The organism is Camelimonas fluminis (assembly GCF_014656355.1).
Lineage (GTDB): Bacteria > Pseudomonadota > Alphaproteobacteria > Rhizobiales > Beijerinckiaceae > Camelimonas > Camelimonas fluminis.
On sequence record NZ_BNCG01000020.1, the window covers coordinates 13,724 to 37,261 of the forward strand.

Consider the following 23,538-nt stretch of genomic DNA (forward strand, 5'->3'; position numbering starts at 1 on the left):
TTCCGCCAGGACATGCGGTGTGGAATTTTGCAGGTCGCGGGTGCGTCGGCAGCTTCGCGACTAGGCATGTACGACATCGCGCGCCTGGCGGGGGCTTCGCCAGGCGCGCCGTCATTTTCCGGATTGATCGGCCGGCCTGTCGGCGCGCGCATTGTGCAGATCCAGCGCCCAGCGCAATGTCGCCGGCAGCGGCGTCCACCAGCCGGTGCGCAGCCCCGCCTCACGCAATGCGGCGGCGGTCCAGGTGTTGCAGCCGGCCAGCATGTTGAAAGCGCCAGTCGCCTCGAAAAATCCATCGTCAGGACCGTATGAGGCGCCGGCGAGCAGGACGGGGCTGCCTCCGTCACGGCGGAAGGACTGCTCGACAAAGCGCAGCAAGCGCTCGTAGCCGGCCCTGTCGAGGTTGTAGCTTCGCATTGGCGCGCCGTCGCCAGCCAGCCGACTGCGGATCTCCACATGCAGCACCGAGCTGTCGCGCGTCAGCGAGCGCAGAACCGGCATGGGCTTCAGGTCAGCCCATGTTGGCGTCTCGGTGTAAAAGCTGCGGCCACCCCAGCCAATCACCAGCCAGCGGGCATGGGGATGATTGAGAGGCAGGTTGGCGTCGGCGAGGAAGCCAAAACGCGCCGCGATCTCGGCGTCGACGGGGATCGCCACGTCGGTATGGATGAGGTTGCCCAGCACGGCGACGGGGTAAACTGCTGGTCCAGCCGCCTCCGGCCGCCCGGCTCCGCGCGGCGCCACAACCCCCACGGCCAGGCAGACCAGGAAAACCAGCCCGCCCGCGATCGCCAGTCTGGACAATGTCCGCATCATGTCTGCCGGCTTCCCACTGAAAACGCAGAATGCAAACCCCTCACATGAAGCCGACAGACAGCGCAAGCGCTTCTGGCGACGCCCCGCTGCACCGCCTGTCCCGGGGGCGACGCGCGCCCGGCGTTCATCATTGCTTAAGCGTTGACGGGGAGAACATTGTCCGTCGGACGCGCACGGCGGCAGAACGCCGCAGGCCCGTTGCGACGCAACCTTACCCTTCGTAAGTACGGGCGGATGATCCGGACGCGTCTCTCAATCCTCAGCGTCATGCTGCTGCTCATGGTGGGAATTATATTTCCGTCAGCGCAGTATCTTGCGCCTGCCCTGGCCCAGGCCAGCGCGGCGCAACGCCTGACGACAACGCCCCCGGCGCCGGACGCCCGCCCCCTGATGAACGTCGCGCGGATCGTGGCCCCGGCCCCCTTCTCCAGCCGGATCCAGGTCCTTGAGAAAACCCGGGGCGACATCCCGGAGCGCTATGTCGAGTCGCGGCATTATTGCCCCGATCCTGGCGGGCCGGATCTGATCTTCTGCCAGCCTGCATCAGTCATCACGCCGGTTGTTTTCCAGGCGCTGGCGCCACAACAGCAAATTCTGCGTCCTTCAGGCCTCCAGTACCCGCAAGAGCGTCCGCCAAGGGTTTGATCCCGCCGCGCCGGCAAGATCGCACGCGTCAAACGCGCGGCGCGCCGCCTCGCCGTCTGCCGCACAGCATCAACCCGACAATTTTCCTGTATCCGATCGCCCCCGGCCCGCCATGCCCCGATTTCGGGAGCTTCTGACGGCATCCCGAGCGCGCGGCGATCGTCACGGACGGACGGACAGTCTCATGAAGATCCACGCCCCGCGCGCCCGGCTCGCCAGCTACGGCGCGCCCTGCCTCGCTATCGCCCTCGCGCTGGCAACAGCCGCCTGCGACCAGCCCCAGGCCAGCGCCACCCCCCCCACCGCCAGCACGACGGCGCCCGAGATTTCGTTCATCACGGCCAGGCAGGAACCGATTCCGCTGGTGCGTGAACTGCCTGGCCGCGTCACGGCGCGCAGTGTCGCCGAAGTGCGCGCCCGGGTCAGCGGCCTCGTGGTCAAGCGGGCGTTCGAGCAGGGCAGCAAGGTCAATGAGGGCGACCTGCTCTACAAGATCGACCCAGCGCCCTATCAGGTTGAGCTGGCCCGCAGTGATGCGGCGCTGCACCGGGCCGAAGCGAGTCTGGTGTTGGCCAGGCAGCAGGCCGAGCGCATGAACACGCTGCTTTCGCGCCATATCGCCAGCCAGGCGCAGTACGATGCGGCGATCGCAGCCCAGAAGCAGGCGGAAGCCGAGGTGGCCGGCGCCCGCGCCGCCCGCGACGGCGCGCGGCTCAACCTGGACTATACCAATGTCCGCGCGCCCATTTCTGGCCGCATCGGCCGGGCGCTGCTGACCGAAGGCACGCTGCTCGACTCCGCCAACAGCGGCGTGCTGGCGACCATCCAGCAGATTGATCCGATCTACATCGACATCACCCAGTCCGTCGGCGAACTGAACAAATTGCGCCGCGATCTCGCCAGCGGCGAACTGGCCCACCTGGAAGGCAACGGGGCCAATGTCGAGCTGATCATGGACGATGGCAGCATCTACGCCCACAATGGCCGCCTGCTGTTTTCCGACGTGACCGCCGATCCGGGCACCGGCCAGGTGACCCTGCGCGTGCTGATGCCAAACCCCGATAGCGAGCTGTTCCCCGGCATGTATGTGCGCGCTCGCCTTGCCCAGGGCGTCGACGCCGACGCCATCGCCGTGCCGCAGCAGGCTGTTCACCGCAGCAACGATGGCCGCGCCGAGGTCTGGGTGGTGAAGCCCGATAACCGGGTCGCGCTGCAGCCGGTCGAGGTGGGCCAGGTGGTCAGCGGCTCCTGGCTGGTCAACGCCGGCCTGAAGCCAGGCGAGCGCGTCGTGGTCGAAGGGTTCCAGAAAATTTCCGCCGGCATGGAAGTGAAGCCCGTGGCCCTGCCGCCAACAGCCCGGCAGGCCAGCCTCTCCGGCCCCGCCCGCGCTACCGGCGCGCTGCGGGACGCCCGCGGGCTCTGACCATCGGGCGTTGCGCGGCGATCGCCGTCGGCCCATCCGCGCGCCTGACGGCGGACCGGACGGCGCGCGGGCCGTTCGCTGATTGCTGCGCCCCTCCTTCATCTTCGCGCGCCGGCTGACGAACTGGCGCGCCTGCCTGTCATCGCCGTCGCTGGCGCACCCCGCCGTCCCGCCCCCAGGCAACCGTCTGGCGGCGGTCGACGCGGAGGCGTCGCTCCGATGTCGCCGTTGCCCGTGGCGCCGTATTGCGGACCGGGTGACGAACCGATTTGAGAACCCGATCTCATGGCTCGTTTTTTCATCGACCGGCCGATTTTCGCCTGGGTCATCGCCTTTTTCATCTGTCTTGGCGGCGTGCTCGCCATGCCCAACCTGCCGGTGGCGCAGTATCCAATCATCGCGCCGCCTTCGATCGCCCTGTCGACCGCTTTCCCGGGCGCGCCGGTGGAGAGCCTCTATACCAGCACGACGCGCCTCATCGAGGACGAGCTGAACGGCGCGGCCAACATCCAGAGCTTTGAATCAGCGACGGATTCCTTCGGCGTCATCGAAATCAACGCCACCTTCGCGCCGGGAACCGACCCGAACAATGCGTCAGTCGAGGTGCAGAACCGCCTGAAGCGCGTCGAAGCGCGGCTGCCGGCGGAAGTGCGCCAGCAAGGCATCCTGGTGGAGGAAGCCTCGGCCGCCACGTTGCAGATCATCACCCTGGAGTCCACCGACGGCTCAATGGATGAGATCAGCCTTGGCGACTTCCTGATCCGCAATGTCATCAACGAAATCCGCCGCATTCCCGGCGTTGGCCGCGCCACGCTCTATTCCACCGAACGATCGCTGCGCATCTGGATCGATGCGGACAAGCTGCGCGGCCTGTCGCTCAATGCATCGGACGTCACCAAAGCCATCGGCAACCAGAACGTTCAGGTCGCCTCCGGCGCCGTCGGCGCCCAGCCAAGCCCGGAGACCCACAAGGTCAACTTCCCGATTATCGTCAAGGGCCAGTTGACGACGCCGGATGCGTTCGGCGCCGTCGTGCTGCGCGCCAATCCCGACGGCTCGACCGTGCGGCTGCGCGACGTCGCGCGCATTGAACTCGGCGGCGACGACTACAAGTTCACCACGCGGCTCAACGGCGGCGAGGCTGCCGGCATTTCCGTGACGCTGGCCCCGGACGGCAATGCGCTGGAAACCGCGAAAGCCATTCGCGCCACCATGCAGGAGCTGTCCCAGTTCTTTCCAGACAATGTGAAGTGGGACATCCCCTATGACATCACTCCGGCGGTCGAGGCGTCGCTCGAAAAGGTGCTGATGACGCTGGTCGAGGCCGTTGTCCTCGTCTTCATCGTCATGTTCCTGTTCCTCCAGAATATCCGTTACACGCTGATCCCCACCATCGTCGTGCCGATCGCCCTGCTGGGCACAACGATGGTGATGATGCTCGGCGGGTTCTCGATCAATGTGCTCACCATGTTCGGCATGGTGCTGGCGATCGGCATTCTCGTCGATGACGCCATTGTGGTGGTCGAGAACGTCGAGCGCATCATGAACGAGGAAGGCCTGTCGCCGAACGAGGCGACCCGCAAGGCCATGAGCCAGATCACCGGGGCCATCATCGGCATCACGCTGGTGCTCACCGCCGTGTTCATTCCCATGGCGTTTTTCCCAGGCTCCGTCGGCATCATCTACCGCCAGTTCTCGGTGACCATGGTGACGTCGATCGCCTTCTCGGCGGTGCTCGCCCTGACGCTGACGCCGGCCCTGTGCGCCACGCTGCTCAAGCCGGTTGCCAAAGGACATGGCCATGCCAAAGGCGGCTTCTTCGGCTGGTTCAACCGGCAGGTGGACCGGGTGACCGCCGGCTATGGCGCAGGCGTGGCGCGGCTGCTGAAACGCTCCGGCCGGGTGATGGTGATCTACCTGATCCTGCTCATGGGTCTTGGCTACGCCTTCGTCCGCATGCCGGAAGGCTTCCTGCCGCTGGAGGACCAGGGGTTCTTCACCGTCGACATCCAGACGCCGCCCGGATCCTCCTTCAACCGCACCCTTGCCGCAGTGAAGAAGGTGGAGGAGCATCTGATGGCCCAGCCGGGCGTCGCCAGCGTCACCATCGTCAATGGCTTCTCGTTCTCGGGCCAGGGGCAGATGACCTCGCAGGCGTTCGTGACGCTGAAGCCATGGAAGGAACGCGACGCGGCCAACTCGGCGAAGAGCCTGGTCGATGGAACCAACAGGGCGCTCGCCTCCTACAGGGATGCGGTGATCCAGGCGCTGGAGCCGCCGCCAATCGACAATCTGGGCAATGCCTCCGGCTTCAGCCTGCGCCTGCAGGATCGCGGCCAGAAGGGATATTCCGCGCTGATGGCGGCCCAGGAACAGTTGCTGTCCCTGGCGCGCAAAAGCCCGATCCTGCGCAATGTCTATGTGGAAGGTCTGCCGCCCGCGCCCCAGGCCGAACTGGTGATTGACCGGGAGAAAGCCGCCGCGCTGGGCGTCAGCTTCGAGGACATCAACAGCACCATCCAGGTCAATCTGGGCTCGGTTTATGTCAACGACTTCCCCAACCGGGGAAAGATGCAGCGCGTCATCGTCCAGTCCGCCGAGCTGCAACGGCTCAATCCGTCCGACATCCTCAATTACGGAGTAAAAAACGCCCAGGGCGCGATGACCCCGATCTCGTCATTCGCGGAACTGAAATGGAGCATGGGCCCGGCGCAGATCGTCGGCTTCAACGGCTACCAGTCGGTGCGCTTCACTGGCGAGCCCGCTCCCGGCTATACCTCGGGCCAGGCCATCGCCGAAATGGAGCGGCTGATGAAAGAGCTGCCGCGCGGCTTCGGCTACGCCTGGACCGGCCAGTCGCAGCAGGAAAAGGAAGCCGGCTCGCAAGCGACCCTGCTGCTTCTGCTGTCCATCGTCATCGTCTTCATGTGCCTGGCGGCGTTGTATGAAAGCTGGTCGATCCCGTTCGCGGTGATGCTGGTCATTCCGCTCGGCGTCGTCGGCGCCGTGCTGGCGGTCAACCTGCGCGGCATGCCCAACGACGTCTATTTCAAGATCGGCCTGATCACCATCATTGGCCTTTCCGCCAAGAACGCCATCCTGATCGTGGAATTCGCCAGGGAACTGTGGAAGCCCGGCGTTTCTCTGGTCGACGCGACAGTCGAGGCGGCCCGGTTGCGCTTCCGCCCGATCGTCATGACCTCGCTGGCCTTCATTTGCGGCGTCATCCCGCTGGCCATCGCCACCGGCGCCGCCTCGCAAAGCCAGCAGGCGATCGGCACTGGCGTGATGGGCGGCATGATCACCGCAACCATCCTGGCGATCTTCTTCGTGCCGGTGTTCTTCGTGGTGGTCATGCGCCTTGTCGACCGCAAAAAGGCGGTCGCAGCGGAGGAGGCAGCGCCAGATCCGGAGGCCCCGGCGCCACGGTCGCCTTCCGGAGACGCTGTCGCAAGCGCGGAACGCTAAGGTCAAAAAGCGTGGCCCGCTTCCGCCGGGCCACGCCTGTTGCTCCGGAGCACGTCCTTCATGCTCCTGGAGAATGATGTTTCAAAATCACTCGAGCGCTTTCCGACCAGACGGAATCGTCTGGTCGATCAGAATTCGCTCAAAACAAGGGAAACTGGAGCAATCCCCGATCCAGGTAGATCGGGAATTGCCCTAGAAGCAGGTAATGACGCTGCGGGCGATCGCGCCCTGCTTCAGCTCCAGATAGGCTTCATTGATCTGCGAGATATTGATTTCACGCGAAATCAGATCGTCCAGATTCAGTCGGCCCTGCAAATACAGTTCGGCGTACATCGGGATATCGTGCTTGATGTTGGTCGAGCCCATGACCACGCCGCGCACGCCGCCCTGGTTGGCGATCAGCTCGGCCAGCACGTCGATGCTGATTTTCCCGCCAGGCTTGTGCAGGCCGATCATGTAGGCCTCCCCGCCCTTGCGCAGCATGCGGATCGCCTGCTCGGAGGTCTGTTGCAACCCGATAACCTCGAATGCGTGATCGACGCCGCCTTCCGTCAGGGCCCGCGTCGCCTCGACGGGATCGCCAGCGCCGGCGTTGACGAAATCCGTGGCGCCGAACCGGCGGGCCAGCTCCTCCTTCGCCGGCTGCACGTCGATGGCGATAATCCGCGCCGCGCCGGCCAGCCTCGCGCCCGATATGACGTTGAGGCCGACGCCGCCGACGCCGATGACGGCGACAGTGTCTCCTGGCCGGACGCCCGCGGTATTGATGGCGGCGCCGATGCCGGTGATGCAGCCGCAGCCGAGGATCGACGCCTGCGGAAACGGCAGGGCCTTCGGCACTTTGGCGAGCTGGTTTTCATGCACAAGGGCATATTCGGCGAAGGCGGCGGTGCCGAACACCGGGGTTAGCGGCTGCCCGTCGCGGGAAAGGCGCTGCGGCTCGTCCGGCGTCCGCAAGGTCGCTTCGGGATGGGCGCACTGGTAGGTCTTGCCGGCAAGACAGGCCTTGCACTGTCCGCAGTACTGGATCAACGAGCCGACGACATGATCGCCCACGGCGAATTCACGCACATCGGGGCCGACTTCCTTGACGACGCCCGCCAGCTCATGGCCCAACACCGCCGGGAGGGCGACGCCAAAATTGTTTTCCGCGAAATGAAGGTCGGAATGGCAAAGGCCCGAGGCCTTTACTTCAACCAGAACCTCACGCCCCCGGGGCGCGTCAACCTCAATGTCCTCCACATCAAATATTCCATTGATTGCATTGAGTACAGCCGCCTTCATTTTCATGCGCGTTCTCCCGATATTATTGTGGGCGCATGCTAGAGCGGGAATTTCCGACTGTCAGCCTGGAAATACGGCAAAGTGAGCCTTTTCCTGGTGCTCTTCGTCTCCCGGCCACGGATCGGCGCCGGCGATCCGCAAGGCGGACAACAGACGCAGGTGACGGACACAGGAGGCGCATGATCACCCCCTCGTCGTAAATTCGGGATTCAACGGCGGCAATATCGCGAATGCGCCGGCTTTTTCTGTCGCCGGGCGATGGTCGCAGGTGTCGATCGCCCGGGCCAGCGCGGCTCCGTCCGCAGGGGTCCAGACCCCGTCGCCATGAAACAGGGCGCGCTCCAGCCCGGCCAGCGGCGGGGCCAGCGGCGGCGTCTGGCGCAACGCCAGCGCCTCCTCGCGCGGCAATCGCGCAAGCCACGTCGTCAACGCCTCCCAGGCCGCCCCGGCGTTCCCCGCGCGGGCGGCGCGGATCGCGGCGCGGCGGGCCCAGGCGGCGCTGGCCCTGCGGCGGTTGCGACGGGCCAGCCACGCCCGCCAGACACGGGGCGCCAGCAACAGGGCGGCGACGACCACGAAGACAACGCCCGCCACGGTCGCCAGAACCTGTGGCGACGCCATGCGGGCCATGAGGCCTGTCGCGGTAGCATGGCCGGCCGCCGCAGCAATCACCGTCACGTCGAGCCCCGGCAGGGTCAGGCTCCGCGCCTCGCGCTGCGTGGGATCCCACCAAGGCTGGACGAGGGCCGGCAAGGCATACCGTCCTGGCTTCTCAAAAACATAAGTAACCTTGTCGGTGCGTTTGCCAGTGACGTCGCCCCGATTGACCTGATCCTGGCTGACAGGCGGATCGGCATAGACGCGCACGCCAGCCGGGGCGACGAATTGAAAGTCCGTCATGGCCAATGCCGGCGTTCCATCCGCCTGGCGGCGGATGGTCCGGACAATGGCGCCGCCAGCCGCAACAGGTTTTGACCCGTCGTCCGGGGACCAGTCCTGCCGGGCCTCGACATGGCTGGAGACAAGAACCGGTCCCGACGCATCCATGCCGGGCGGCGCGCTGGCGTGGATGCGGGTCCCGGTTCCCCGCGCCTCTCCCGCCGGATCGCCGGCGCGATCAAGCAGGGTGATGCGCGGGGGCGGAATGACGATATCGCCGGCGCGACGCGGATAGACGACGAACTCGAATTCCTTGCCCACATAAGACTGGCCATCAATCTGGTCGCGCACCGTCAGCGCCTGGCTTTCAAATCGCATGACCTGGGCGCCGGGCGTTTCAGGCACGCTCACCAGCGGCGGGTGCGCCATGTCGTCGGCGAACAGCACCCGCACGTGCAGGCGAACCGGCTGACCCACCATGACCGTTCCATCGGCGGGATCCAGGGTTGTGGCGACGCGCGGCGAGGCGTCCGCCATGGCGGGAAGCGCCAACAGAAACAGCCAGATCGCCAGCAGGACAGGTCTCATTTCCCGCCCCCCTCGCCGGCGCCGTTTTCACTCTGCTCGCCCAGTTGCCAGGCGAACCGCGCCCGCAGGAAGTCGGCGGGCCTGGTCTGGACGCGTTTCAGCCACAGGGCCTGAACCGCCTGATCCGACATCTGCTGGCCAGGCTCCGCCGGGGTCTGCTCCCCACCCTTGCGGTTCTTGTCATAGACGATCTCATCCGGTCTGGATTCCGTCTGGTCCATCTCGCCGCCTTCGGTCTTGCGCAGGGCGGCGCGGGCCACGGCGATGTCACGATTGCGTCGCGCCTCCGGCCAGCCCGGTCGCAGGCCCAGCGCCTGGTCAAAGCTCCTGATCGCGTCGTCGTACTGACCAAGCAACACCAGGGCGTCGCCGCGATTGAAGAAGCTCTCCGGCGTCTGTGGCGCGGCGAACGCCTGCGCCGCGCCCTTGAAATCACCACTGCGGTACAAGGCGACGCCGCGCCAGAACGGGTCGTGGAACGCCGCCGCGGCGTCAGCCGGCCGGTTTTCGTGCAGCAGCAGGCGGCCCCGCTGATCGGGCGACAGCCACAGGTCGCGCCAGCCCATACGCCAGCCTGCGACCAGCAAACCGGCCGCGACCGCCAGCAGGACGCACAGATAAGGAGCGGACGCCAGTCGCGACGCCCAGGCCGCAAGACGCCTCATGACAGCACCCATCCACGGCGGAACCACAACAGGGCCAGCAGCGCCAGGGGAAACGCCAGCCAGTAGCCATCCTCGCGCCAGTGCTCGCCCTCGCCGTGGGCGGCCCGGGCCGCGTCGCCCGCATCAAGGGCGCGAACCACCGTGGCGACATCGTCCTGATCAACGGTCAACGGGACCAGTCGTGCGCCAGCCGCGCGGGCCGCCTCGTCAATATCCCGCATGTCCCGGCCGGGCGGGCGCAGGGCGAGCACCGTCACCGGCGCGCCGCCAGCCACCCTCCGGGCGGGAATTTCATCGGCCAGCACCAGGATGGATCCGCCATCGGGCGTCCCGGCGAGGGCGCGGTTGGCGAGCGCCAGCGCCCCTGTCAGATCATCGCCGTCCTTCGGCATGATCTGCGGGGAGATCGCCCTGGCCATTTCCAGCACCACGCCGCTGTCAGCTGTTGGCGGCAGCACCAGATGGGCCGAGCCCGCATAGGCGACCAGCCCGGTGGAGGCGCCCTCGCGCGCCGCCAGAATATCGGAGAGTTTCTGGAGGGCGCGGTCGAGCCGGTTTGGCGCCAGATCGGTCTCCTGCATCGACGGCGTCGCCTTCAGCGCCACGACGACCGGCGGCCGCGCTTCGGCGAAGGGCGACGGCGCCCGCCGCCATGCCGGCCCCGCCACGGCGATGGCCGAGATCAGGCTGGCGATCAGCCCCCATTCCACCGGCCCCATGCGGGCGCGACGATCAGCGCCAACGATCAGGTGCGGCAGAAGCTCCGGATTGATCACGCCGCGCCACCGCCAGGCGGGATCGCCGACATGACGCCAGGCCAGCCAGACGCCAATGGCCGGCAGGATCGCCAGCAACCACAACGGCCGCATGAAGTGGAAATCTGACAGGGCGGCGATCATGACGCCGCCTCCACCGCGACGGGGGACGGAGGCCTCCGTCGGCGCGCCAGCAACATCAGACCCTGGGATGCGATCCCGATGACCAGCGCCGCGGCGAGCGGCATCCAGTAAATGTCGCGGCGCGGGCGGAAACTGACGATGTCGATGCGCCTGGTTTCGATGGCGTCGAGCCTGTCGTAGATCTGTTGCAGGCCATCCCGGTCCATGGCGCGATAGAAACCGCCGCCGGTTGTCGAGGCCACTTCCTTCATGGCCGCCTCATCAAGTTTGTCCTCCCCCGCCGCCTGCGGATCGCCGACGGCGACGGTGTGGATGACGATGCCCCGGTCACGCGCCACCCGCGCCGCCTCGGCGGGCGGAACGCTGCTCATGGTGTCATTGCCATCGGTCAGCGCAATGATGGTGCGCGCCTTCGCGACGCTGTTGGCGAACAGGTTCACGCCGAGACCGATGGCGTCGCCGAGCGCCGTGCGCGGCCCCGCCATGCCAACGGCGACCTGCCCCAGCATGATGCGGCTGAGATCAAGATCCGTCGTGAAAGGAACAAGCGTGAACGGCGCGTCGCCGAACACCACCACGCCGACGCGGTCGCCTTTGCGGCGGGCCAGAAAACCATCCAGAACCTGCTTCACGGCTGTCAGCCGGTCGACCGTCTTGCCCGAGCTGTCCGTGAAGTCGCGGGTGTCCATGGAGCCGGAGAGATCGACCAGCAGCAACAGGTCGCGCGTCGGCTGCTCGCGGTGTAACGGCGGCTCGATCCATTGGGGCCGGGCCAGCGCAGCGACGCTCAGCAGCCAGATCAGGATCAGCGCCAGCAACGGGCCAACGGCGCGCCGGGTGACGCTGCCGCCCAGATGCGGCTCCTGACCCGTAATGCGGGCCAGCCGCTGCACAAACGGCGCCCGCAAGCCGGAGCGCGCCGAAACGTAAGGCGGCAGCGCCAGCCAGACCAGCAGCGGCGCTGGCGCCAGCAGGGCGAACCATGGATGGAGAAAGGACAGCATGCTCAGGCCTCCTTTCCAGACTGGCCGGGTTTGCCGCCCTGCGCCCGGCGGGCGGCCACCCACCCCTTCGCGGCGGCGACAGGTGAACCGGTCCGGTCAACGGGCGCGCTGGCCTGAGCCGAATGCTCCGGGGCGTCTGGCGAGGCGACAAACCGGGGCGGATTGTGCCCCGCCGGCGTGGTCCGGGCCAGAAAATCCGTCCACGCCGCGCCGGTGAGCCCCGCCACCCGTCCGCGCCCGTAAACAACCACGGCGACCCGTTTCAGAATGCTGGAAATCGCCGCCTCCATCGCGGCGGCGTCTGGCCAGGTCCGGGCCGCGACGGCGTCCAGCTCAGTCGAGGCGCGACGCAGAAAAGCATTGGCCTGGTAGCGGCGCAGACAACGCCACAGCGCCACGGCGAGCGCGGCGACCAGCGCCGCCGCCATGATCCAGACGCCGGGGGCTGGCGGCCACCAGGATGGCGGCGACGTGAGAACGATATCGGCAAGGTTGGCCAGATCGGCGGCGCCGGCAAGGTCGGCGGGATTGGCGGTCATGACGCTGGCCCCGCCGCGCTGGCCCCATCGCCTGTTCTCCCCCGGTCCATGCGTCGTCCGATCAGTTCACGCAACTGGGCCGCAACGTCCCGCTCCGTTGACAGCGGCAGAACCGGAATGGCCCGGCGTCGCGACAGGGCGGCCAGACCGTCGCGCCAGGCGATGCGCTGGTCGGAAAAGCGCTGGCGCAGGGACGCCGATGACAGATCCACGTCGATGCGGGCGTCGCCGGAACTGAACGTGGCGAAGCCGATGTCCGGCAGATCCTGCTCCAGCGGATCGGATATGAACATGGCGATGATGTCATTGTGGACGCTCAGGCGGGACACCAGCTGACGGGTCGTCGCGTCGGCCCCGGACATGTCCGACACGAGGCAGACAAGGCCATCGTGCGCCGTCATCCGCGCCGCCGCCGCCAGGGCGTCATTCAGCCTGGCGCCGTCGCCCTCCGCATGCGCGGCCCCGGCGAGCGCCGCGTTTTGCCGGGCGATTTCCCCCAGGATACGCACGACGCCCTGGTCCCGGGCGCGCGGCCGGATCGCGACGGTCTCCGTATCGCCAAACACGATGGCGCCGACGCGATCGCCAAGCGACGTCACCCGCCACGCCGCCAGCGCCGCCGCTTCGGCCGCCGCCACGGATTTCATCGCCCGCCTGCTGCCGAAGAACATGGCGCTGCGCTGGTCGACGATCAGGATGACCGGACGATCACGCTCCTCCGAGTAAACGCGAACGTGGGGCGAGCCGAGCCGGGCCGTGGCGCGCCAGTCGATGGCGCGCACGTCGTCGCCCTCGAAGTAGTGGCGCAACTCCTCAAAATTCAGGCCGCGCCCGCGCAGGCGCGATGCGTGCCGACCGGCCAGCAGGCTGTGCACCGGCTGGCGCGGCAGAAAGCTGAAGCCACGGGCCCTGTGCTTCAGACGCAGCATCTCCTCCAGCGTGATGAAGGCGCGGGCGCCCGTGTCGGGCTTAACGGGTTTTCCGCCAGGTTTCTCGCGCATCCGGGCCATGGCCTGCCCCTGTTCATCGTCAGCATCAGATAACCGGCGTCATGTCGCCGGGGTCAGATCGCAACAGCGACCTGCTTCAGCACCTCGTCAAGCACGGCGTCGACGCCGACCCCATCGGCGCCCGCCTCGTAGCTCAACGACACCCGGTGACGCAGGCAGTCGTGGGCAATGGCCTGCACGTCCTCCGGCGTCACGTAATCCCGCCCCTGCAGCCAGGCGTATGTCCGGGCGCAGCGGTCCAGCGCCAGGGTCCCGCGCGGGCTGGCCCCGATGGCGATCCATTTGCCAAGCTGCTCGCTGAAACTGGCCGGACGGCGGGTCGCCGCCACCAGCGCCACCATGTAATTCTCCACCACGTCGCGCACCGCCACCTGGTCGATGCCGGCGCGGGCGTCGAACACCGCCTGCTGGGGAACCGGCGGAGGCGGCGCAGCGGCCGCCGCTCCCGTGGCGCTCTCCGACCGGACGAGGCGCATCACTTTGACCTCGTCGGCGTCGGATGGATAGTCGATGCGCACATGCATCAAAAACCGGTCCATCTGGGCTTCCGGCAACGGATAGGTGCCCTCCTGCTCGATGGGGTTTTGGGTGGCCAGCACCATGAACAGCGGCGGCAGATCGTAGCGTTTGCCGGAGACGGTGACCTGCCGCTCCTCCATCGCCTCAAGCAGGGCGGACTGCACCTTCGGCGGCGCGCGGTTGATCTCGTCGGCCAGCACAAGATTGCCGAACACCGGGCCGCGCCGGAACTCGAACTGCCCGTCCGGCCGCAAAATCTCGCCGCCCGTCACGTCGGAAGGCAACAGGTCCGGCGTGAACTGGATGCGGCTGAAATCGGACTCAAGATGCCGCGACAGGCTCTTGATCGCCCGCGTCTTGGCGAGGCCAGGCAACCCTTCCAACAGGACATTGCCGTTGGCCAGCAGCGCGATGATGATGCGCTCCACCACCGCCTCCTGGCCAATGATGTCGGCGCACATGCGGGTCCGCAGATCGGCGATGGCGTCGCGCGGGGCTGTCGCGGGCTGGTCCATGCGCTGTCTTCCCTTTTATGATGTCGCCGCCCGGATGACGCAGCGGAAGCCGACGTGGCTTGTCGAGGTGTCCACCGGCTCGGCGTGCCGGGCGGCGGGGCGATAGCGTCGGCAATAATTGGGCGCGCACAGGTGCGAACCGCCCTTCAGCACGCGGCGCGGGATGCGGATCGCCGGCTGGCGGGGATCGTAGCTGTCGCTCTCTGGCCCGCCGCGCGGGTTCTGCGGCACGCAGCACGCCTTCGGAGCGTCGCCGGCGTGACGCGCCGACCAGAAGTCCGCCGTCCATTCCCAGACGTTGCCGATCATGTCGTAGAGGCCATAACCATTGGCCGGAAAGGAGCGCACCGGCGACGTGCGGGCAAAGCCGTCTTCCTTCGTGTTCTCGTGCGGAAACGCGCCCTGCCAGGTGTTGGCCATGTGCCGCCCGTCTGGCGTCAGCTCGTCGCCCCAGGCGAATTCGCTGCCTTCCCGCCCGCCCCAGGCGGCGAACTCCCACTCCGCCTCCGTCGGCAGGTCCTTGCCCGCCCAGGCCGCATAGGCCAGCGCATCGGCATAGGCCACATGCACCACCGGATGATCATCCAGGCCCTTGATGGACGAGCCGGCGCCATAGGGTTTGCGCCATGTGGCGCCGAACTGGAATTTCCACCACTGCGACCAGTCGCGCAGGTCCACCGCGCCGCCAGGCGGATTGAAGATCAGCGAGCCGGCCCGCAGCATGTGCGGCAACGCGCCAGGATAATCTTCGAGATTTGGCGCGACCTCGGCCACGGTGACATGACCGGTCGCTTCGACGAAGGCGCGGAAAGCCCGGTTGGTGACCGGCGTGACGTCAATCCAGAATGGATCCACCATGGCGCGATGGCTCGGCGCTTCCTCAGGGTAATGATGATCCGACCCCATGCGGAAGGCGCCGCCGGGAACATGGACCATCCCTTCCGTCAACGAACGTTCAGCCAGTTTGCCTGCATTTGTCATCAACGCTTTCCATCCCGAACGGCATGCATTGGCGAGCCTGCCTGATCATGGCGCCGGAGGGAAGACTTCCTTCCAGTCCTGCTTCATGTCCACCACCGTCCAGCCGCGAGCGCCGGCTTCGTCAAGCGCCTTGTCGAGCTTGCCAACCGGGGACTTGCGGTCATAGGCCCACTCGCGCGCGCCATCCGTATGGTGAACGAGCAGACCAAGGCGCGGGCCGGCTCCGCCCGTCACATACTGCAACATCTGCAAATCGCCGTCAGAATTGCCGAAGGCGAGAATGGGCCTGCGGCCGATGAAACGGTTGATGCCCACGGGCTTGCCCGGCCCGTCGTCTACGAACTCCACCTTCGCGGTCTTGTACAGCTCCGGCTTGCCGTCCTTGCCCATACGGAAGGTCACCACGTCGGACGAACCGACCACCCGCTCCGGCGGCACGCCATAAACCTTGTCGGCAAACACCCGCATGAATTCCACGCCGCCGCCGGAAACAATGAACGTGCGGAACCCGGTCTTGCCCAGCAGGGCCAGCAACTCCAGCTGCGGCTGGTAAACCATTTCCGTATAGGGGCGCTTTGTAACGGGATGCCTTGCCGTCTTCAGCCAGTCCTGGACGCGGCTGGCGAATTCTTCCGTGGTCATGTTGGCGTGGGTGACGGCGAGCGTTTGCAGCAACCCCTTGTGGTTGTCCGCCGTGAGAGCCTTCAGGTCCTTCGCCAGAACCGACCGGTATGGCTCCTGACGCGCAAGGGCGGGATTTTCCTTTGCCTTGCGGGCAATCTCGTCGAGGGCGAACTGGGCCTGGAAATATACGGGTTTTTCAGCCCACAGCGTGCCGTCGTTGTCGAAAACGGCGATGCGCTCTGCTGGCGGCGCGTAGTCGGGTCCACCCTGCTTCGTCACCCTGGCGATGAAATCCAGAATCGCGCGCTTGGTCCTGCCATCATGCCATGACGGCAGCGGATCGTCTGGCAAGGCGTCGGACGGCATGCGGTCGGACGTCTTTGTCGCGGCCGGCGGCGACGCGGTTTCCGCGCACGCGTCCAGGGTCCATCCCGCAACGCCTCCAAGGGCCAGCGCGGCGAACGCCAGCGACAATGACAGTTGACGGAACCCGGTCATCCAGCGCCTCCTCCCCGCATCGCTCCCGGGCCTGAACCGCCAGGCGCGGCCGATCCCGCCGGCTTGCGGGCTCCACCCGTGAACCAGCTGTAGTAGGGATTGTCGCCGGCGCGTTGCATCAACCGGACAATATCCCGTCGCCATGCCTCGCGATCGCCAGCCTGCGCGTGCAGGCCTGCCGCATAGAACAGGCGCAGACGCTCACTTTCGACGGCGGTCGCTGCGGCCAGTTCACTGCCTGCGTTGATCACCGGCGGCGGCGTCTGCGTTTGCAGCAGCGATGGCAGCGTTTGCTGGAAAACGCCCGGCCTCAGCCATGTTCCATATTCGATGCGGGGGTGATCGTCGGTGACCGCCGCCGCGTTTCCAGCCCACGCCGCCAATCCGTTGCGATCCGTCACCCATGTCGCCAGAAGGGCCGCCGGAGAACCAACGCCGACTTCAGCCAGGGTCGTCGCCACCTGCGGATCGGCCATGCGACGGGCGATGCGCCCCGCGTCCAGCTCCACCGGCGTCATTGACCCGACCAGCAGCATTTCATGGAAATCCGTGGTCCACAGGGAGGCGTGCGGGAACACATCAATGAATGCCCGCACCAGGGAGCGGGTGTCCTCGCCATTCTGCGTGGCCAGCGGCAACCACTGCGCAACCATGCCCCCGGCCGCGAGTCTGTCGCGGGCAAGTGCGTAAAAATCGCGGGAATACAGATTGACCACGCCGGCGGCGGCCGGCGGCGGCGGCTCCAGGGTAATCAGGTCATAACGGTCGTGGCTACGCAGCAGTTCGCGCCGGCCATCCCGCATGCGGATGTCGATGCGCGGATCCGTGGCCACGCCATAATTGCCGGAGAAATGCGGCGCCGCGCGCACCACCGCCGGCAACAGTTCAGCAACGACGCGTTTTTCCATCCCCGGATAGCGCAACAACGCGCCCGCCGTGATGCCGGTGCCCATGCCGATAACCAGGGCGGATCTGGGCTCACCAGAATGAATGATCAGCGGCAGCAGGGCCTGCAGTCGCATGTAGCGCAGCGACGGCATGGCGTCGCCGGAGTTGGACACGCCCTGGATGTAGAGCCGGCGAAACCGGTTGCGGCCCATGCTCTGCTCCAGCACCGCCACCGTCGCTCCCCGCGCCTCCTCATAGGCGACAAGCGCGCCGCGCCGCGACTCCATCAGCAGTTCGGCAAGACGCCCGGCCGGCGTCGTCACCGCCAGCAGAACGGCGACGGCCAGGACGCCCCAGCCGCCAACCCGGGCCCAGCGGGACGCCGGCTTCTCGCGCCAGACAGCCAGAAGCCCCAGCACAGCGGCGGCGAGCGCCAGCAAGGCCAGCGTGCGCACCAGGCCAAGCGCCGGGACCAGCACGAGGCCGGTGAGCAGCGCGCCCATCACGCCGCCAAGGGTGTTGACGCTGACGACCGCGCCCACATTGCCGCCCGTGCGCCCCGCCTGGCCGCCCGCGACCAGCCGCAGGGCCAGCGGGAAAGCCGCCCCGAGCAACAGGGTCGGCGCCAGCACGATGCTGCCCGCGGCCACAAGAAAACGGGCGCTGGCCCCCGCCAGTGAATTGCCCGTCCAGGCAAACATCATGGCTTCGGCCGCGGTCTGCGTTCCGGCCAGCCAGCGTCCAAGCAGCGCGACCTCAGCCAGCGCGACAACGCCGGCGCCGGCAAGCAACAGGCCGAAGACCGCCCACGGCCGCCGGATCCGGTCGGCGAACCGCGCCAGAATGGCGGCGCCCACGGCGAGGCCGGTCAGATAAGTGGCCAGCACCACGGAAAAGGCAAAGGCGCGCGTGCTGATGAACTGGACGATGACCTGCGACCACACCACTTCATAGCCAAGCGCCAGTCCGCCGGCGATGGCGTACAGACCCAGCGCCAGCCTGGCGTCGGCGGTCATGGTTGGGGCCGCGCGTGGCGATGGCGCGTGCCTGGCAGCGGGCGCCGGGCCAGCGGGCGCCTCCGTTGCGGCGGCCGGTGAGCGCGCCGGCAAAAGCAATGCGCCAAGGCCGGCCGCGACGTTGAGGCCCGCCGCCGCCAGGGCGGCGCCCTGAACGCCAAACGCCGGGATGAGGACGAATACCGGGGCAAGGGCGCCAACGACGGCGCCGGCCGTATTGGCGGCGTAGAGCGCGCCGCCGACAGAGCCCGCCTGGCCTGCGGCGGGGGTCAGGGCCCGCGCCAGGGCCGGCAACGTGCCGCCCATCAAAAATGCCGGAACGCCGACCAAGCCAAACACACAGATCCACGGCAGCGGCATGAGCCATTGCTCCATGGTCGCGAAAGCTGGCGCGAAGCGGGCAAGAACGAGGGTGGTGATAACAGCGCAAACGGCGATGGCCAGTTCAAGCGCCAGATAGAAGATCGCTGGCCGCGCCGAACGGTCAGCCAGCCGGCCAAGCGTGAACCCACCAAGGCCGAGGCCGGCGAAAAACGCGCTGACGGCCGTGGTGACCGCATAGACGTCGACGCCGACGACCAGGGAAAGCTGCTTGATCCAGATAACCTGGAACACGAGAGCGGCCACGCCGGAAAGGAACAGAAGAAGGCGTGCAAGCAGGTGATGCTGCTGGCGCTGTTCCGGCGCCGTTGTCCGCCGTGGCGCTGGTCGCCGCCCCCGTCCCATGGTCGCCCTCATGGCTATGAGAAATAGCGCTGGCCGCCCGGCGACGGACGGCCAGCCGCGTCATTACTGTTCCAGACCACGCTTCCTGAAGGACTCGTCGATTTTCCTGTCCACCTGCTCGCGGATGCCGTCGATGCTGAAGCTGGCGGGCCGCTGGCTTGGGGGATAGTCAACGAAAGTCTGAAGGAAGGCGGCGGACTTCATCACGCCATTGACGGTGAGGTAAGCGTTCTCAACGCGCCATTGGTCGTAGCCACTGCCGGAAATTTCGGCATGCTCGTAGGGATCCATGCGCAGATTGAACATCTTGGGCAGACGCAGCTTGGTAAAGGGATGCGCCCAGACATCGAGCTGGCCAGGTTGCTCCTGTTTTTCGAACACGAATTTCCAGTCACCGGTACGCATGGCGACAAGATCGCCATCGTCGTTGAAGTAGAAGAAATCCGTGCGGGCGCTCTTGTCGGTCTTGCCGGTAAGGTAGTCGAGCTGGTTGAACCCATCGAGATGGTTGCGGAACGTGGTCTGGCTACCCTTGGGCTGCCACCCCTTCAGCAAGCGCTCCTTGACGTCCGTGTCGCCGGCGGCGGCCAACAACGTCGGGAACCAGTCAAGACCGGAGACGATGCCATTGCTGACTTCACCAGGCTTGATCTGACCGGGCCAACGGATCATCGCCGGCACGCGGAACGCACCCTCCCAGTTGGTGTCCTTTTCGGAACGGAACGGCGTCGTCGCCGCGTCCGGCCAGGTGAAGGCGTTCGGGCCGTTGTCGGTGGTGAAGATGACGATGGTGTTTTTGGAAACGCCCATGTCGTCCAGAGCCTTCAGCAACTTGCCGACGTTCTGGTCCATCTCCCACATGCCATCGGCGTATTCATTGCCGGGCATGCCGCTCTTGCCGCGAAACTCCGGACGCACATGGGTGAAAATGTGCATGCGGGTGAAGTTCATCCAGGTGAAGAACGGCTTGTTGGCCTTGGCCTGGCGCTGCATGAAGTCAATTGCGGCGCCGGTGGTTTCATCATCCACCGTTTCCATGCGCTTGCGCGTTAGCGGTCCGGTGTCCTCGATCTTGCCGTCCGCCGACGTCCTGAGCACGCCGCGCGGCTGATACGCCTTCAGGAACGCAGGATTATCCTTCGGCCAATACGGACGTTCCGGCTCCTCTTCTGCATTCAGGTGATAGAGATTGCCGAAGAACTCATCAAAACCATGGGCGGTCGGCAGATATTCATCCCGATCGCCAAGGTGGTTCTTGCCGAACTGGCCGGTGGCGTAGCCATGCGATTTGAGCGCCTGGGCAATGGTGATGTCGCCCTTTTGCAGGCCAACGCTGGCGCCGGGCATGCCCACCTTGCACAGACCGGTGCGCAGACAGGCCTGGCCGGTAATAAACGTGGAGCGCCCGGCGGTGCAGCTGTTCTCGGCGTAATAGTCCGTGAATATCCGGCCTTCCTTGGCGATCCGGTCGATGTTCGGCGTCCGGTAGCCCACGAGGCCATTGCTGTAGGCACTGATATTGGACTGGCCGACGTCGTCGCCAAAGATGACAAGTATGTTGGGGGGCGCGGAGGCCGGAGCCTGGGCCTTCGCCCCACTGGCTCCAAGACCAACGACGATCGCCGTCGCAGCCGCCGCCAGAAACGTATGTGGTTTCATGGGACAGAACTCCTGCTCGTGGAAACGCGCCCGTCAGAACCAGTTGGCCCCATAGATGCGGGGCTTGCGAAGACGCGCGCCGCCAGGTTGGCACAATGACGGGAGCAGCGCTATTGAATAACCCCGCAAATGCTGCAACCGCGCCCGCTGATTTTTGATCGGCTGTCGGGGACAGCGTACGTTTGCAGGGCCAGCCCCCCTTGTAACAAAGGGCTGGCGAAAAAGGAAATTTTTTCACAAATTCCCCTGCTCAACGGTCATGAAACGCTACGCCGGAACCCCAAAGACCGCCCTTCACATTTCTGTGTGAATCTATCAGTTTTTTGCTAAATCTCACATGATGGAATCAATGCAAACTTATTTACACAGTGTGATTTTGAGGAATGAGATGAAGGCGCGTCAAAAATTGCTCGCTGGAGTTGCGGCGTGTCTTTGCGTTACTGGCGCATCCCAGGTCGCCCGCGCCACGGAAAGCGGCGCCAGCCTGTATGTTCCTGGCTTCAAAAGCGCGGCCTATGGCATTGTTCCACCACCCGGATTCTACTTCGAAACGGATCTGTATTCCTATTCCGGCCGGCTTTCGGCTGGCAAAAGCACGCAATTGGGCGGCGCGGTGCTGGCCAACGTCAAGGTGCAGGCGCGCGCGGGCTTTCTCACCGCCACATGGGTGACGCCGGCGGAAATCCTCGGCGGCAATCTTGGCTTCGCGGCAACCTTGCCGGTGGGTGATCCGCGGGTGAGCGCCGGCGCCGTTGTGGCCACACCGCGTTTTGGCCGGGTGCTCGGCGACAAGATGCGGGATTCCGACTTTCTGGTTGGCGACCCGGTGCTGACAAGCTTCATTGGCTGGCACAAGGGCAACTTCCACTGGCAGGTCGGCGCCTCGGCCAGCATTCCGTCCGGCGCATACCGCGATGATGCGCTCTCGAATCTGTCGTTCAACCGGCTGATCGGCGATATCTACGTCGCGGCCACCTGGCTTGACCCCAGCATTGGCCTGGAGGTCTCCGGATCGGCCGGCTATGAAATCAATGGCCGGAACTATGCGACGCAATACACCAGCGGCAACGCGATCCATGCCGACCTCGCCATCAGCCAGTATCTGACCAAAGAGCTGTCGGTCGGCTTTCTCGCAGCACATTATCAGCAGGTGACGCGCGATAGCGGCGCCGGGGACCACCTTGGTTCCTATCGTGGACGCACGACCGCTGTCGGCGGAACCATCTCCTATACGTTCAACGTGGCGGGAGCGCCCATCTCGACGCGGCTCAAGATCTTGCGCGAGGTGAAAGTCGAGAACCGCCCGCGCGGCACCATTGCGCTTCTGACCATCGCGCTGCCGCTTGGCGCGCCAGCAGCGCCTGGAGCAACGCCCGCTGCGGTGCACGGGGACTGAACGCGCCTTGAGGGCGCGAACGGGCGCCGACGCGTCCCGAAAAGGGCCGTCGTCCGCCCGGTTCCCTGACGCGATCCAAACCGCCGGCGCCTGCCGGCTTTGGCCTGGTCTGGTCGGACCACGCCGCGCCGCGCTGGTGAGACGGGCCAGTCAAACAGCCGCGTCATGGCTGTGAGGAGGCGATCATGAGTGGGCTTGATATCTTCGCCTGGATTGTGCTGATCGTACTCGCGGCCAGCACAATCGCCGTTTTCTGTATCGCCGGCTGGTTGCCTGGTCACATCGCCAGCGAGCGGGGCCACCCCAATGCCCGGGCTGTCCGTGTCGCCGGTTGGGTAACCCTGTTCTTCGGCTTCGCGCTCTGGCCGCTGGCGCTGATCTGGGCCTATGTCGACGTGCCCGCCGCCCCTGCCCGGGAGGCTGGCCAATGATCATCTTCCTGCTGAACGTCTACCTGGTCATCCTGTTCATTATTGTGAAGGTGGGACTGGTTCGCTTCAACCTGTTCTGGAAATGCTCGCCATTCGTGGTGTTGCTGCTGCTGATGGTTGGACTGTTCATCCCCATGGGCTGGGGCGCGCCGTCGGGCGCCACGCTTCTGGGCCGTCAGTCCGTCGCCATCGTGCCGGACGTCGCCGGCGAGGTCACTGACGTGCCCGCGCAACCCAACGCCCCCCTGAAAGCCGGAGACGTGTTGTTCCGCATAGATCCGACGCCCTATGAAGCGCAGCTGAAAGCGCTTCAGGCGCAGGTGGCGCTGGCGGAGTTGCGGCTGACGCAGATGCAGCATCTGCAGCGGGCCGATACGGGTCGGGCGTTTGACGTCCAGCAACGGGACGCGGAAGTGAAACAGTTACGCGCCCAGCAGGACGCCGCGCAATGGAACCTCGATAAAACCGTGGTGCGCGCGCCCGCTGATGGCTTCATCACCAATGTCGCCCTGCGCAAGGGCGCCCGCGTGTCGAACCTGCCGCTGTCGCCTGTGATGGCGTTTATCGATACGTCCGCGCCGTTTCTCGGCGTATCAATCAACCAGAACGACGCCCGCTATATCGCCCCGGGCCAGATGGCCGAAGTCACCTTCAAGTTTCTGCCCGGCCAGATTTTTTCCGCAAGAGTGGAAAGCGTCCTGCAGGCGGTTTCCACCGGCCAGACGCAGGTCTCCGGCTCCGCCGTCACGCCGCACGCGCTGCAGGCGACGCCGCTGGTCGTGAAGCTGATCCTCGATGACGCGGACACTGCCCGCAGGCTCCCGGCCGGCAGCGTCGGCTCCGCGGCGATCTATACGGACCATGTGGTCCCCAGTCATATCATCCGGAAAGTCCTGCTCCGTCAGGAAGCCATCATGAACTACATCCTGCCATGACCGCTTCCCAAAAACGGGAATACTGACGTCGTCGATATGAGGACAGGTCTTCCGGCGAAACGCGCCGGCGGTTAGAGCGCTTTCCGACCAGACGGAATCGTCTGGTCGATCAGAATTCGCTCAAAACAAG

The 23,538-nt window shown here is 66.0% G+C and carries 19 protein-coding genes; 6 read left to right on the plus strand and 13 right to left on the minus strand.

The genetic code is table 11. The annotated features are described in order from the left end of the window. Positions 1–111: 111 nt before the first annotated feature. Positions 112–816, minus strand: coding sequence for a TIGR02117 family protein (locus IE243_RS17010; RefSeq protein WP_191320592.1), 705 nt, complete (start codon positions 814–816; stop codon positions 112–114). Between the two features lie 234 nt (positions 817–1,050). Between IE243_RS17010 and IE243_RS17015 the strand changes: the two genes are divergently transcribed. From IE243_RS17015 to IE243_RS17025, 3 genes are all read left to right on the plus strand, one after another. Continuing rightward, a complete protein-coding gene (locus tag IE243_RS17015) occupies positions 1,051–1,461 on the plus strand; it encodes a hypothetical protein (protein ID WP_191320593.1) in 411 nt (136 codons plus the stop codon). 184 nt (positions 1,462–1,645) lie between these two features. Then, entirely contained in the window at positions 1,646–2,884 is a 1,239-nt protein-coding gene (locus IE243_RS17020) for an efflux RND transporter periplasmic adaptor subunit (protein ID WP_191320594.1), read from the plus strand. A 285-nt stretch (positions 2,885–3,169) separates the two neighbouring features. Next, a complete protein-coding gene (locus IE243_RS17025) occupies positions 3,170–6,352 on the plus strand; it encodes a multidrug efflux RND transporter permease subunit (protein WP_191320595.1) in 3,183 nt (1,060 codons plus the stop codon). A gap of 192 nt (positions 6,353–6,544) precedes the next feature. Here the strand turns inward: IE243_RS17025 and IE243_RS17030 are convergent, their stop codons facing one another. From IE243_RS17030 to IE243_RS17085, 12 genes are all read right to left on the minus strand, one after another. Continuing rightward, the gene (locus tag IE243_RS17030; RefSeq protein WP_210319888.1) at positions 6,545–7,642 is read right to left on the minus strand and encodes a Zn-dependent alcohol dehydrogenase; all 1,098 of its coding nucleotides are present in this window, start codon (positions 7,640–7,642) and stop codon (positions 6,545–6,547) included. Between the two features lie 177 nt (positions 7,643–7,819). Beyond that, positions 7,820–9,103 carry a BatD family protein gene (locus IE243_RS17035; RefSeq protein ID WP_191320596.1) on the minus strand — a complete coding sequence of 428 codons (1,284 nt, stop codon included), beginning with the start codon at positions 9,101–9,103 and terminating at the stop codon, positions 7,820–7,822. Further along, positions 9,100–9,768 carry a tetratricopeptide repeat protein gene (locus IE243_RS17040; RefSeq protein ID WP_191320597.1) on the minus strand — a complete coding sequence of 223 codons (669 nt, stop codon included), beginning with the start codon at positions 9,766–9,768 and terminating at the stop codon, positions 9,100–9,102. The genes IE243_RS17035 and IE243_RS17040 overlap by 4 nt, the downstream gene beginning before the upstream one ends. Continuing rightward, a complete protein-coding gene (locus tag IE243_RS17045) occupies positions 9,765–10,667 on the minus strand; it encodes a VWA domain-containing protein (protein ID WP_244643239.1) in 903 nt (300 codons plus the stop codon). The genes IE243_RS17040 and IE243_RS17045 overlap by 4 nt, the downstream gene beginning before the upstream one ends. Continuing rightward, entirely contained in the window at positions 10,664–11,671 is a 1,008-nt protein-coding gene (locus IE243_RS17050) for a VWA domain-containing protein (RefSeq protein ID WP_191320598.1), read from the minus strand. The genes IE243_RS17045 and IE243_RS17050 overlap by 4 nt, the downstream gene beginning before the upstream one ends. A 2-nt stretch (positions 11,672–11,673) precedes the next feature. After that, positions 11,674–12,210, minus strand: coding sequence for a DUF4381 domain-containing protein (locus IE243_RS17055; RefSeq protein ID WP_191320599.1), 537 nt, complete (start codon positions 12,208–12,210; stop codon positions 11,674–11,676). Then, positions 12,207–13,220 (minus strand): DUF58 domain-containing protein, encoded by a 1,014-nt coding sequence (locus tag IE243_RS17060; RefSeq protein ID WP_191320600.1) that lies wholly within the window; start codon positions 13,218–13,220, stop codon positions 12,207–12,209. The genes IE243_RS17055 and IE243_RS17060 overlap by 4 nt, the downstream gene beginning before the upstream one ends. A 53-nt stretch (positions 13,221–13,273) precedes the next feature. Then, complete coding sequence (locus tag IE243_RS17065) at positions 13,274–14,254, minus strand: AAA family ATPase (RefSeq protein WP_191320601.1); 981 nt, start codon at positions 14,252–14,254, stop codon at positions 13,274–13,276. Between the two features lie 15 nt (positions 14,255–14,269). Further along, on the minus strand, positions 14,270–15,235 hold the full coding sequence (locus IE243_RS17070; protein WP_191320602.1) for a formylglycine-generating enzyme family protein: 966 nt from the start codon (positions 15,233–15,235) through the stop codon (positions 14,270–14,272). 45 nt (positions 15,236–15,280) lie between these two features. Continuing rightward, entirely contained in the window at positions 15,281–16,225 is a 945-nt protein-coding gene (locus IE243_RS17075) for an HAD family hydrolase (RefSeq protein ID WP_210319890.1), read from the minus strand. 128 nt (positions 16,226–16,353) lie between these two features. Next, a complete protein-coding gene (locus tag IE243_RS17080) occupies positions 16,354–18,987 on the minus strand; it encodes a fused MFS/spermidine synthase (RefSeq protein ID WP_210319889.1) in 2,634 nt (877 codons plus the stop codon). Positions 18,988–19,050: 63 nt separating this feature from the next. Then, positions 19,051–20,646 (minus strand): arylsulfatase, encoded by a 1,596-nt coding sequence (locus tag IE243_RS17085; RefSeq protein ID WP_191320605.1) that lies wholly within the window; start codon positions 20,644–20,646, stop codon positions 19,051–19,053. Positions 20,647–21,034: 388 nt separating this feature from the next. On the opposite strand from IE243_RS17085, the gene IE243_RS17090 reads away from it, so the two are divergent. From IE243_RS17090 to IE243_RS17100, 3 genes are all read left to right on the plus strand, one after another. Continuing rightward, on the plus strand, positions 21,035–22,042 hold the full coding sequence (locus tag IE243_RS17090) for a SphA family protein (protein WP_191320606.1): 1,008 nt from the start codon (positions 21,035–21,037) through the stop codon (positions 22,040–22,042). 185 nt (positions 22,043–22,227) lie between these two features. Next, positions 22,228–22,473: a DUF3302 domain-containing protein gene (locus IE243_RS17095; RefSeq protein WP_191320607.1), complete on the plus strand. Its 246-nt coding sequence runs from the start codon at positions 22,228–22,230 to the stop codon at positions 22,471–22,473. Then, positions 22,470–23,408, plus strand: coding sequence for an efflux RND transporter periplasmic adaptor subunit (locus IE243_RS17100; RefSeq protein WP_191320608.1), 939 nt, complete (start codon positions 22,470–22,472; stop codon positions 23,406–23,408). Before IE243_RS17095 ends, IE243_RS17100 begins: the two co-directional genes overlap by 4 nt. The last annotated feature ends 130 nt before the right edge of the window (positions 23,409–23,538 follow it).